Source organism: Thermomicrobium roseum DSM 5159, from assembly GCF_000021685.1.
GTDB lineage: Bacteria > Chloroflexota > Chloroflexia > Thermomicrobiales > Thermomicrobiaceae > Thermomicrobium > Thermomicrobium roseum.
This window is the reverse complement of sequence record NC_011959.1, coordinates 315,623-327,608: the sequence shown is the minus strand read 5'-3', so window position 1 is coordinate 327,608 and position 11,986 is coordinate 315,623. Positions and strand designations below refer to the sequence as shown.

Sequence of the window (11,986 nt, the reverse complement as noted above, 5' to 3'; positions counted from 1 at the left end):
GGCACGATGGGAGGGAGTCCCATGAGCACGAACGGGCATGCGGAACCACTCTTCGAGGTCGCGCAACTGGCGCACGTCGAGATCTATACCCCGGACCTCGACGGCACGCTCTGGTTCTTCAAGGAGCTCCTCGGCCTGGAGGAGACCGAGCGGGTCGGCGACTCGGTCTATCTGCGTGCCTATGAGGACTGGTACCACCACACCCTCAAGGTCACCAAGCGCGAAAAGCCGGGCCTTGGGCACGTGGCCTGGCGCACCACCTCCCCCCAGGCGCTCGAGCGCCGCGTCCGCGCCCTCGAGGAAGCCGGCTTCGGCGAGGGGTGGATCGAGGGAGACCGCGGCCATGGCCGCGCCTACCGCTTCCACACCCCCGACGGGCACCCGATGGAGCTCCTCTGGGAGGTCGAGTACTACAAGACCCCGGCCGAGGCCAAGACCAAGCTCATCAACAGGCCGCAGCGCCGCCCCCTGCGCGGCGTCCCGGTCCGCCGCATCGATCACGTCAATCTCCTGGCCAGCGACGTGACCCAGAACAAGCAGTTCCTGATGGACCTCCTCGGCTTCCGCTTGCGCGAGAACATCCAGCTCAATAACGGCCGGGAGGCCGGCGCCTGGCTCTCGGTCAGCCCGCTGGTGCACGAGATCGCCTTCATGATGGACCAGTCCGGCGCCAAGGGCCGGCTCCACCACGTCTGCTACTGGTACGGCTACCCGCAGCACCTCAACGACATCGCGGATGTGTTCAGCGAGGTCGGGATCAAGATCGAAGCTGGCCCCGGCAAGCACGGGATCTCCCAAGCCATGTTCATGTACGTCATCGAGCCGGGCGGCAACCGCGTCGAACTCTTCGGGGATGCCGGGTACTTGATCTTCGACCCAGCCTGGCAGCCGATCACCTGGCGGGAGGAGGAGCTCGACAAGGGAATCATCTGGTTTGGCTCCCCACTGCCGGCCGAGTTCTTCCTCTACGGCACCCCGCCGGTCGAGGCTGCCGAACCTGCCCGCGCCGACGACTGACCCGCCAGTGAAACGAGAACTGGCCACCCGTCCCGCTCATCGAGCGGGACGGGTGGCCTCAGCATGACCACTGGTTCACGACCATACCCTAGCATGGTACGCTCGGAGCGCATAGCGAGAGGGGTTGGACGATGCCGATGCTCGAGATCGTCGTGGCTCGTAAGGAACCGTTGACGACCGACCAGAAACGCGCTTTCGCCCGCGAAGCGGTGGAGATCTTCCACCGCGTGCTCGGCACACCGCCCGGGCGACTCCGCTTGGCCTTCTACGAGCTGCGGCCCGAAGAGAGCCTCGATCTCCTCACCGACGAGTCGTCCGAGGATGCTCATCGGCACTGAACGACGCACCATCCTGACCGGTCGCGCAGCGCTGAGAGCAGCAAACGCACATCTGGCGGGTCAGCTGCTTCTTTCGGTGGAAAACGCTTGCGTACCGTCGTCCGAACGACAGACCCCTATCCCAGCGGCGACGCATCGTCCTCGGATAGGGCTGTTACGTCTGCAATAACGACGGTTCGCGCCGCCCGCGCTGTTGAACAAAAGCTGCGCGTATGCTCGCCGCAACCGAATCGTCGCGCCAGCGACCAAGTCTCCTGACGAACTCTCGAGTGCGGCGCGCTGCCGCGGGCAGGCGAAGACGGCAGCACGCCCAGGGGCTCCTGGAAACCACGGCGTGCAGCCAGCTGCAGCGCGACGCCGCCGGACTACATGCACGCATCGTCGATCATGCAGTCGCTCGCATTGCACCTCCGCGCAGGAATCAGCACACCCTACCTGTCGTGGTCGACCACACGCGACCGGATTTCCTGTGAGGATGCGTAGCCGGCCGAATTCGTACCATCAGGACCGTCATCCCGAGACGAGTCGCACAGGCACCCACGCACTTCACTCTTGCGCGACCGCTCCTCTCTCCGCCAAACCAACCGCACCTGCAGCAGTACCCAGCAGCCAGTGGGCTGCGCCGCATCTCGCCCTCTTAGGTCAGCACCACACCGACCGCCGCGTTCCAGCCGCCGCAGCGAGGACGACCGTTCCAGCACTCGCAGCTCAGCTGCGCCGACGCTGACCCAGTTACCACGCGATGCGTTCTCAGCGGTCGCGCGTAGCCGAACACTCGATCACTCGGCACGGGGCCGGCCTGCCTGCACACTCCGTCCGGCCCAGCTGCGCCCACCCGCCCTCGTCCGGGCATAAACCCGCAACCTGCTCGCGCGACCGAATCTTGACGCTCACCAACAGCCTCCGAAAACCGGGCGCGTGCAGCTCTCGGGCGGAGGTGATTCGTCGACACCAGAATGCCCGGCGAAAGCGCATTTCCACGCCCCTCAGCTGCGTCCTCCCCCGTCAAGTTCGCTCGCTGTGCTCGCGGGCGTCAGGTGAGGCAGTGGAAATGTCCCCCTCACGGCCGAGGTGCGGTTCCCAGCGGGCTCTCTCCCTTGTAATTTCCGCCGCCGATCGCGTCTGCCCCCCCGTCGATGAGGTCGGATCCTCGACTCATTTGGCCACCTGACTCGACGTTAGCAGGTCACCTTACCTCCGATGCGATCGCCGATTCGCGCTCGAAAGCGCTGATACCGCACAGTCGCAGGGCTTCCTCGCCAGCGCCGAGCGGCGGTTCGCGCAGAGCTGCGACGCACTGGCATGCAAGAGGGGGATCGCCGACACCCGGCAAGAGAGCCGAGGATCGCTCTCTCCCAGTGGCACTCGCTCCTGTCAACGTCGAGCCGTTCCTCGTTGCCAAGGAACGAGTACCCTTCGCAGGAAGTCGACCAATTGCACGCTCGCAAAACCCAATATGGCTGTCACGAAGAGCGTGGCCCAGAGCAACGATACGGAGAACGTCTGCCAGGCACTCCACAAAAGATAGCCGAGTCCATCGCGCGCCCCCAGCATCTCCGCGAGCACTCCGAGAATCAGGCCTGTACCCACGCCGAGGCGCAATCCGGCCAAGACCAGCGGCATCGCCCCCGGTAGCGCGACGGTCCGGATCACATCCCAGCGCCTGGCTCCGAACGTCTTGGCAACATCGAAGTAGACAGGATTGATGGCGAGAACTCCCTCCATCGCGTTGGTCACGGCGAGATAGAACACACCGATCGCCACCATCGAGACCTTGGAACCTTCCCCGAGACCGAAGATCAGGAGCAACAGCGGGAAGAGTGCGCTCTTCGGCAGCGGATACGTCGCCGCGATGATCGGATCGAGCGTCAACCGCAGCCAGCGCCACATGCCCATGGCGAGCCCGATCAGTACCGCGGGTACACCACCGATCACCGTACCGAGCAGCACCCGCCACAACGTGATCTTGAGATGATGCAGTAGCACGCCTGTCGTGATCGCATCCCAGAAGGCACCGACGATCGTACTGGGCGCTGGGAAGAAACGTTGATCGACCCATCCCGCCCGAGCCGCCGCTTCCCAGAGCGCAAGCAGCGCGACAGGCGAGAGCAGCTGGATAGCCGCTTCGGTCTTGACCCCTGCCTGGGGTAACCAGCGCCCGCGTTGCATGGTCGTCCGTTCGACTGATGCCCCACCTTCGACCATCATCGATGCTCCTGTGGTCCACGCCGTACCTCTTCGGCGATCAACCCCCAAATCTCTTCATAGAGTTCACCGTACCGTGGATCAGCTCGTACCTCGACCACGTCGCGGGGACGTGGAAACGGAACCGGTATCACCCGCTTGACCCGTCCTGGTCGATGAGTCATCACTAAAACCTCGTCACCGAGTGTGAGAGCCTCGTCGATCGAATGCGTCACGAAGATGACAGTCTTTTGCTGCTCTTCGCAAAGACTCGAGACTTCCTGCTGCAGAATCGTCCGCATCTGCTCGTCCAGCGCCGAGAATGGCTCGTCCATGAGAAGGACATCAGGATCGACCGCGAAAGCCCGCGCGATCGAGACCCGCTGCTTCATTCCGCCCGAGAGCTGATGCGGATAGGCTCGTTCGAATCCGCTCAGCCCGACCTTGCGGATCCAGTGCGATGCCCGTTCCTCGACCTGCCGCCCTCGTACGCGGCGCAGCTTGAGGCCGTAGGCAACGTTGTCACGCACCGTCAGCCATGGGAAGACCGATTGTTCTTGGAAGACCATGGCAAACGGCGGATGCCCATCGCGACTGGGACGCATCCAGACTTCGCCACTGTCCTGCTGCTCCAAACCAGCCAGAATGCGAAGCAACGTCGTCTTGCCGCAACCGCTCGGCCCGACGACAACCAAAAAGCGTCCCTCCGGGAGCTCGAAGCTCACACCGTCCAGTGCTCGGAGTTGTCGTTTTCCATGAACGAAATGCTTGATGACGTCCGATACTCTCACCACGACAGTGCGCGCCTCTGTCGGAGCCGATGACGCGCCCGGGGTCTCAACCATCGATCCCTCCACGACATGTTCGCGAGCACAACTCGGTTCTTTGGCCCTACCCGATCCTAACCGACACGAGTAAAGTACTTCAACTTCGCCGTTCCCCATAGCCGAACACGGTACTTCGACGACGAGCGGCACCTTTCCGGCTGCGCGGAGCCACTCTGCCGGGCAATCTGCGTCTGGAAGGCGAGGGAGCCGGTGATCCCGAAGACCTTCCGGCACCGACTCCCGTGAGGACAGGCGCAGGAGTGGCCGACACAGTCTCGGGAGACGAGGCGGACTGACCGAACAGGGGTTGCGGGCAACGCCAGAGGATACCACAGTACGGGACGGCTGCTAGTCGGAAGATCGGCCCCCTCGTCCAGCTGAGCGCGCGTCGGGACACCGTGCCTGTACCACCTGGAAAAGGATGACCACTCTCAGTAGGCAGCCGATGCTCTTCTCCGAAGAGGGCGCATCCGACTCTCGATCGCCGGGCGAACCTGGTTCAGCACGTCCTCTCCGACGAGGCGACACACGTCCCGACCCCGAGCCGCGAGCAAGATGCCGCGAGAGTCATCGCTTTCTCGTCAGGCATCCTGAGCACGAGACGCTCGTCCGAGCACGCTGAACTGCCAACGACGCAGGAGACGAGCCGGGTAACCCCTCGCAGCGACTCACCCTTTCATCCTCTCAGCCAGTCAGGCGAGCGCCACATCCAGCACCATCATCACCGTGAAGCCAATGATCGTGCCGCTCGTCGCCAGATCTCCGTGATCGCCGCGCTGCGATTCCGGGATCAACTCCTCGACGACGACGTACAGCATCGCTCCAGCCGCGAAGGCGAGCGCATACGGCAGGAGCGGTTCGACGAAGAGTACGGCCGCTGCCCCGAGCAACGCGGCCAGCGGTTCGACGATCGCGGAGAGCTGCCCGTACCAGAAGGCGCGAAACGGACTGAATCCCTCGCGTCGTAATGGAACCGCGATCGCCAGCCCCTCCGGCACGTTCTGCAGCGCGATCCCGATGGCAAGAGCAGTCGCACCACTGGCGAGCGAAAGAGCGAGCAGAGGGTCCGTCACCCGTGCTGCTGCCCCAAAAGCGACCCCGACCGCCAGACCCTCCGGGACATTGTGCAGCGTGATCGCCAGGATCAAAAGCGTCGTCCGACGCCAGGTCGTCGAGACTCCTTCCGCTGCCTCGCGCGGTAGGAACAGGTGCAGATGCGGCAGGAAGCGATCGACGATGCGCAGTGCTAGCGCGCCAGCGACGAGACCGGTCGCGGCCGGGATCCAGGCGATACCACCATTCCGTTCAGTGACCTCCATCGCGGGAATCAGGAGCGACCAAACACTGGCTGCGATCATCACTCCAGCAGCGAAGCCGAGCATCGCGTCCAGTAACCAGCGGGGGATACTCCGGCCCAACAACACGAGCGCTGCCGCCGCCGCGGTGGCACCCCACGTCAAAAGTCCTCCCAGTAGCGCCTGCAGGATCGGGTCGAGCGACCAGAACCAGTCCAGCACGTCGTCCTCCCAGATCGCTCCAACACGAGTTCGATTTAGCGGTGTCTAAATTTACCATCGAGCCGGAAGTGGAGCCACGATTCATCCTTTTTGGGTCTCCAATTTCGAACGGAGGGCTCTGTCGTGATGCGGAAGCACCGTAGAATTTGCGAGGGAAGCCCTATTCCGGCAGCGTGGCCTCCTGGTCTTCCTCGCCCACCCGCTGTCCGATCCACACCGCGGCCAGTCGCGCTGCCTCGTTCCAGATTTCCCGGATCGGCAACCCGGTTCGCTGGTGAATAGCTAAGCAGTCGCGATATTCCGGCACGGCATCGACGATGCGATCCTGCACGATCTTCAGCTTGACCGCCACTTCACCCCAGCGGGTCGCGACTGCGACACTGCGGCGCGCGAGCTTAGTCCGCTCGATCGGAATCCCTCGCACGCCGAACGTCGTCGAGTGCTCGAAGAGCACACGCTCGAGCACCGGCCGATCCTTAGCCCGACAGATGGCGCTCACGATCACCGCCGGGCGCGAGCGCTTCATCACGATCGGCGTCAGATACACGTCAAGGGCTCCAGCCGCGAAAAGCTGATCCACCAGCGGCTCGATGAACTGCGGATTCATATCGTCGAGATTGGCCTCCAGGAGAAGTTCCGCTTCGTCCAGTCGACTCGGTACGGCGAACGCTTCCCCGATCCAGAGACGCAGGGCATTCGGCCAGGGAAGCTCGCGCGTACCGAATCCGTAGCCGACCCGCTCCGGGAGGAACGCCGGGCGGACGAAGCGGGCCAGTTCGACCAGTAACGCCGCACCTGTTGGCGTGACCAGCTCGGCCTCGATGTCCAGCGGTACGAGCGGAGCTCCCGCCTGCGCAAGCAAGAGCGCCGTAGCTGGCGCTGGCACCGGCAGACGCCCGTGCGCAGTTTCGACCCAGCCACGACTCAAGGGCAGGGGACCGCAGGTGATCTCCTCCACGCCGAGCAGCTCGAACCCCCAGACCACGCCGACGACATCGACGATCGAGTCGACCGCCCCCACCTCGTGAAAGTGCACCGACTCCAGTGGGACACTGTGGACGCTCGCTTCCGCCTCCGCGAGTCGCCGAAAAACGGCCAGCGCCCGCTCTTTCACCCGCGGCGGCAGTGCCGAAGCGCTCAAGAGGTCGCGGATCTCGGCCCAATCGCGTGCTGGCTGCGCTGCCTCGACGATGACCCGCACCTGCGTCCCAGCTAGCCCACGCCGGACGACTCGCTCCACGACCAACCGATAACCGTCAACATCGAGCGCGCTGGCCAAGCGATCAGCCAGCTCCTCCGGGGGGACGCCAGCATCGACGAGCGCACCGAGCAGCATGTCGCCACTGGCCCCCGAGAACGGGTCAACGTACGCGACACGCACGGACTGTCTCCTTCAACTCGTCGCTCGACGGCGCCGGCTGCGCGCCTCTTCCTGTGCCCTCAGCTGCCCGCACGCTGCCGCGATCTCGACACCCCGAGAGTAGCGTACGGTGGCAGGAATCCCATACCGCTCGAGTACGGCGCGGAACCGCTCGATCCGCTCCGGTCCCGGCCGCCGGAAGAGCGGAGCAGCCGGCGTTGGGTTGTACGGAATGAGGTTGACATGACAGAGCAGACCACGCAGGCGACGAGCCAGTTCCGCGGCCGTCCGCTCGTCGTCGTTGACGTCCTCGATCAGCACGTATTCGAAGGTGACACGCCGGCCGGTTCGGGCGACGTACCGACGGCAGGCGGCCAGCAATTCATCGATCGGCCAACGCCGGTTGATCGGAACGAGCTGCGAGCGCAGAGCATCGTTGGGGGCGTGGAGCGAGACGGCCAGTTTGACCTGATACGGCTCCTCGGCGAGTCGGTCGATGAAGGGAACGACGCCAGCTGTCGAGAGCGTGATGTGCCGCGCCCCGATTCCCAAGCCCTGACGATCGTTCACGATGGCGACGAAGCGCATGACCGCATCGTAGTTGTGGAACGGCTCTCCCATGCCCATCACGACGATGTTGGAGATCCGACGCTCTCGCTCGCGTGCCAGTCGCGCCGCGTGCACGACCTGGCTCACCATCTCGCCAGCCGAAAGGTTGCGGATCAGCCCCGAAAGACCGGTCGCGCAAAAACTGCACCCGATGGCGCAGCCGATCTGGCAGGAGACACACACCGTTGTCCGATCCGGGTAGAACATGACGACAGTCTCGACGAAATGGTCGTCACGCGTGCGAAACAAGAGCTTGATCGTTTCCCTGTCGTCACTCACCCGCTGACGCACAGGGACGAGCCCGCTGATCGGGAGCGTCTCTGAAAGTTCGCTGCGCACCGCCTTGGGGAGCACGCTCATGCTCTCGTATTCGAGCACCAGTTGCTGGTATGCCCAGTGGAAGAGCTGACGCGCCCGGTAGCGTGGCAGTCCACGCCCCTCCACCCAGGCCTCGAGCTCACCGAGCGTGTAGTCGTGTAACGTTTCCCGTTGCACTCGCCCAGTCGGGCGAGGTGTCGTCCATTCGGTCACGGTCATCATCGTGATCGATCCACTACTCTTCATGACCTATCTCGCCAAGTGTATCAACCAGTTCCTGCAGCCAGCAGAGTGGAAAGTTCCAGGCGCCAGCGCCTGATGCGCGCCGCGATCGCTTCTGCCTCGAAAGTCGCCAGATAGCGCGGCAACCGCTCGCCTCGCTCGCGGTGCCAGTGGCGATACGCCCAGTCGACCAGCGCGATGTCCATGCGACGGCGCAACCAGAACGCTCGTCCACCGTACCGGGTGAGGTAGCGAAGCTGGCGAGCCCGCCGGCGCCAAGGACTGGTCAGGACCGCGAGATCCTCGGTATCTGCCAAACCGAGTTGCACCGCCTCAGCCAGATAGCGCCTCACGTCGCGAGCGCGGCGTCGAGCTTGGGCGACTGCCAGCACGGCGAGCCCGATCGCTCCGGGAAGCAGCACCAGCAACGGATAGCCGAGGAGCATGAGGAGCGCGAGGAGACCGCTTTCATCGTACTGGGCGAGCGTGACCCCACCGTTCCACAGGGCATGAAGCAGGATCGCGCCGACCAAGCCAGCAAAGGGCGCCAGCCACCGAAGGGCGGAAGAGCGTGCCTGCACGGCGAGGCCGAGGCCGAGACCGGTCACAGCAGTGAAGAGCGGATGCCCGAACCCGGTGAGAACGCCACGAACCAGGAAGGGTAAGCCGACGCCGCTCAGTCCCTCTTCGAGAAAGGCTGCAGCGTAATAGATGAGGTCTTCCACCACCGCGAAGCCGAGACCGACCAATCCACCGTACACGATCCCGTCGAGGACGTCGTCGAACTCGTGCCGAGCCAGGAGGAAGAGCGCGAACACGAAGGCTCCCTTCGCTGCTTCCTCGGTCAGTGGCGCGAAGATGATCGTCCCGAGCGTGTCGCTCACGTCCGAATCCAGAGCGAGTACTGTCCCCGTCATCGCCTCCAAGAGAGCCGTGGCCGCGCCACCACTCAGCGTCGCCACACCGGCCCCCCAGGCCAGAGCCAGCCCGAGCAACCACGGTGGCTCGTGCTCCAAGGGATCGAGGAAGAGGAGATACGCCGCGTAGACAGGGGCTAAGATTCCCGCGAGTACTAGGCCGACGAGAAACGCGGTTGGGGATGTCTCGAGGAGGGCCAACGACAGGACACAGCACAACCCCAGCGAGGAGGCAACGACCAAGCACCCGATCGTGAGCGGCCACACTGGCGAATGCGCCGACTGCACTCTGTGTTGCATTGCTCGTCTTGTTCTACAGTACACGAGAACCCGACACCCGTGTATGGTATCGGAGAAGAAGAGGTTCGACGACGCAGCATGCGAGGAGGGTCGAAACCGATGCGCGTTGCGAGCGAGCGATCCGGCGACGACGTACTCGAGCAGCTCAGCGAAATCTGGCCGAAGGCGGCGCCAGCGCGCGTGCAGCCGGTCTTCGAGGATCTGCGCACCGCGCTGAGAGTTCCAGATATTCCATTTCCGTTTCGTCTCCTGGCCCACTGGCCACCCTACCTCGCCTTCGCGGTGCGGCAATTCAGTCCCTTCATCCGTTCGCTCGCCTTCGAGGCCGCTGCCGACGCGCTGCGAGCACGAGCGGCGACCTCGATCGGTTCCCCGCCGCGAAGCGAACGCCTGGCCGCAGCTCGCGCGTTGATCTTGCGTGAGCACGAACTGGCACCGAAGATCGTGCTCATCCTCACCGCCTTCGCTGTCGGGTTGCGTGGGCGCGCGAGGGAATCTGCACCGCCGCTCGGCACGACTCTTCCCGCGCAAGAACCGATCACTGTGCGCCCAGCGGAACTACCGCGCACGGTGGACGAACGCATCGCCCCGCTACCCGACCTTTCCACTGTGCTGGAAAGGGGGCGAGTGCTGCTCGCTGATCTCGCCGCGTTGCGTGGCTCACCGGCTTTGGACGACTTCAGTCGTGCGCTCGCAGTCAGCGAACCTGCTGCTTTCGCCGAACTCCTCGCTCTGCGACGGAGCATCGAGGCTGACCGTCTCGCTCAGGTACGCAGCGAACTGCTCGCCCAGGCCGAGCGCGCCGTTCGACGTTTCACCTTACCTGGAGCCAGGGTACTGCCCGACTTCATGGTGCCGGAACCGGCGCTGGCTGCAATCGATGCCGTGGTCGATCGGCTCCGCACGATCGCGGCGGAAGCCTTCCTGGACGTCACGCTGGCACGTGTCGCCCTCGATGGGTTCGACGCTGCCAGCTCGGCGCCCTATCCGGTACACGTTGCGGTTGACCAGTGAGGAGCGTTCTGCCAAAACGACGCGCCAGTGCAGCGAAAGGAAGAGAACATGCTGGATCTGCGCGCTCTGCAACGACCGCTCAAGCAGCGCTAACGCGAACGGCCCGAGGAGGCGCTCATCACCTTGCGAGCAGTGGCCCGTCAGCAGGACAGTCCGCTGCGGTGCATGGTCGAGACGACCGGTGGAACGATCGTCAGCGAAGCTCACCCCGGCGTCGGCGGGCCAGGCACCGCCAGTTGCTCCGGTGACCTGCTCCTGGCCGCCTTAGCCGCGTGCGCGCAGATCACTTGCCAGATGGTCGCGACCGCGCTCGGCATCCCGCTCACGCGAGTGAGCGCGACAGCCGAGGGTGACCTGGACCTCCGCGGGACGCTCGGCGTGTCACGTGAGGTCCCGGTCGGGTTCGGAGCGATCCGCCTCTTCATCGATATCGAGGCACCGGACGCGACACCCGAGCAACTGGCGAGCCTTCGCGAGAAAACGGAGCAATTCTGTGTCATCTTCCATACGCTCCGTCAGCCGCCAGAACTCAGCGTGCAGTGGTCCTCCAGTAACGCTCAGCCGTAGAGCTCAGCCAGCCGATCGATCGTGAAACCGGGGGCCTGACATGCCTCGATGATGCGCCGTTCGCGGGCTTCCACTTCTTTGGCTGCTCGGTAGAGTTCCGGGGCGATCTCCAGTGGAATCTGGATAACCCCATGCTTGTCCCCATGCAGGAGGTCGCCGGGGTGCACGGTCAGGCCGCCTACTGTAACCGGTGTACCGAACTCGACAACGTGCACGTAGGCATGCGAGACCTGTACTTGACTCGCGAAGAAGTGGAAACCGAGCCGCTCCACCTCGTCGAGGTCACGCACGCCACCGTTGGTCACAGTGCCGATGCAACCGAGCGCTCGGTGAATGTTGGCATTCACCTCGCCCCAGAAAGACCCGATCGGTGGGTCATCCAGATCTTCGATGACGACGATCCGCGGTTCGGGGATGGTCAGGATGTACTCCCACATGGCCCGGCGCGGCACGGACTCGCCTGGTCGCGGTGGTTGTGCGGCGCGGATCTTGGCCGTGACGGCATACCCGACCATCGTGCCCAGATGCGGGAACATGCACTTGATCGAGGTGTCCATGAACCCGACGTTGCGTGGCCGAACATCGAAGGTCTCGATTGCGTTCGCGACCGTCGGTGTCGTCAAGGTCTGGAGCGCTCGCAACACCTCGGGCGCGAGTGGAGCTTGCGGCATCGCTCGTCCCTCCTCGGTCCGTTCCCTTCCCTCGACGGGCATCATACCTGACCCTTTCGCTCGACGCACGCTGGTCGATCCGCTCCTTTCACGTTACGATGACCGTTCGGGACACGCCCTGCGGG

The 11,986-nt window shown here is 64.3% G+C and carries 11 protein-coding genes; 4 read left to right on the top strand and 7 right to left on the bottom strand.

Features of this window, described 5'->3' with window-relative positions:
* Positions 1-21 precede the first annotated feature (21 nt).
* Positions 22-1,017 (top strand): catechol 2,3-dioxygenase, encoded by a 996-nt coding sequence (locus TRD_RS01505; protein ID WP_012641730.1) that lies wholly within the window; start codon positions 22-24, stop codon positions 1,015-1,017.
* 131 nt (positions 1,018-1,148) lie between these two features.
* The gene (locus TRD_RS01500) at positions 1,149-1,355 is read left to right on the top strand and encodes a tautomerase family protein (RefSeq protein ID WP_012641729.1); all 207 of its coding nucleotides are present in this window, start codon (positions 1,149-1,151) and stop codon (positions 1,353-1,355) included.
* Between the two features lie 1,374 nt (positions 1,356-2,729).
* Here the strand turns inward: TRD_RS01500 and TRD_RS01495 are convergent.
* The 6 genes from TRD_RS01495 to TRD_RS13440 form a co-directional block, all read right to left on the bottom strand.
* Positions 2,730-3,563 (bottom strand): ABC transporter permease, encoded by an 834-nt coding sequence (locus TRD_RS01495; RefSeq protein ID WP_012641726.1) that lies wholly within the window; start codon positions 3,561-3,563, stop codon positions 2,730-2,732.
* Entirely contained in the window at positions 3,560-4,384 is an 825-nt protein-coding gene (locus TRD_RS01490; RefSeq protein WP_012641725.1) for an ABC transporter ATP-binding protein, read from the bottom strand. Before TRD_RS01490 ends, TRD_RS01495 begins: the two co-directional genes overlap by 4 nt.
* Before the next feature lie 674 nt (positions 4,385-5,058).
* Positions 5,059-5,880: a ZIP family metal transporter gene (locus TRD_RS01485; RefSeq protein ID WP_041436242.1), complete on the bottom strand. Its 822-nt coding sequence runs from the start codon at positions 5,878-5,880 to the stop codon at positions 5,059-5,061.
* A gap of 163 nt (positions 5,881-6,043) precedes the next feature.
* A complete protein-coding gene (larC, locus tag TRD_RS01480; RefSeq protein WP_012641723.1) occupies positions 6,044-7,264 on the bottom strand; it encodes a nickel pincer cofactor biosynthesis protein LarC in 1,221 nt (406 codons plus the stop codon).
* A 12-nt stretch (positions 7,265-7,276) separates the two neighbouring features.
* Entirely contained in the window at positions 7,277-8,416 is a 1,140-nt protein-coding gene (rlmN, locus tag TRD_RS01475; RefSeq protein WP_012641722.1) for a dual-specificity RNA methyltransferase RlmN, read from the bottom strand.
* A 20-nt stretch (positions 8,417-8,436) separates the two neighbouring features.
* Entirely contained in the window at positions 8,437-9,609 is a 1,173-nt protein-coding gene (locus TRD_RS13440; protein ID WP_081433373.1) for a PrsW family intramembrane metalloprotease, read from the bottom strand.
* A 99-nt stretch (positions 9,610-9,708) separates the two neighbouring features.
* On the opposite strand from TRD_RS13440, the gene TRD_RS01465 reads away from it, so the two are divergent.
* Together TRD_RS01465 and TRD_RS01460 are read left to right on the top strand one after the other, a co-directional pair.
* On the top strand, positions 9,709-10,623 hold the full coding sequence (locus TRD_RS01465) for a halocarboxylic acid dehydrogenase DehI family protein (RefSeq protein WP_012641720.1): 915 nt from the start codon (positions 9,709-9,711) through the stop codon (positions 10,621-10,623).
* 132 nt (positions 10,624-10,755) lie between these two features.
* Entirely contained in the window at positions 10,756-11,190 is a 435-nt protein-coding gene (locus TRD_RS01460; RefSeq protein ID WP_226980724.1) for an OsmC family protein, read from the top strand.
* Here TRD_RS01460 and TRD_RS01455 read toward each other — a convergent pair.
* On the bottom strand, positions 11,181-11,861 hold the full coding sequence (locus TRD_RS01455; protein ID WP_041435909.1) for an RraA family protein: 681 nt from the start codon (positions 11,859-11,861) through the stop codon (positions 11,181-11,183). The two genes, TRD_RS01460 and TRD_RS01455, sit on opposite strands and share 10 nt — an antisense overlap.
* Between the last annotated feature and the right edge of the window lie 125 nt (positions 11,862-11,986).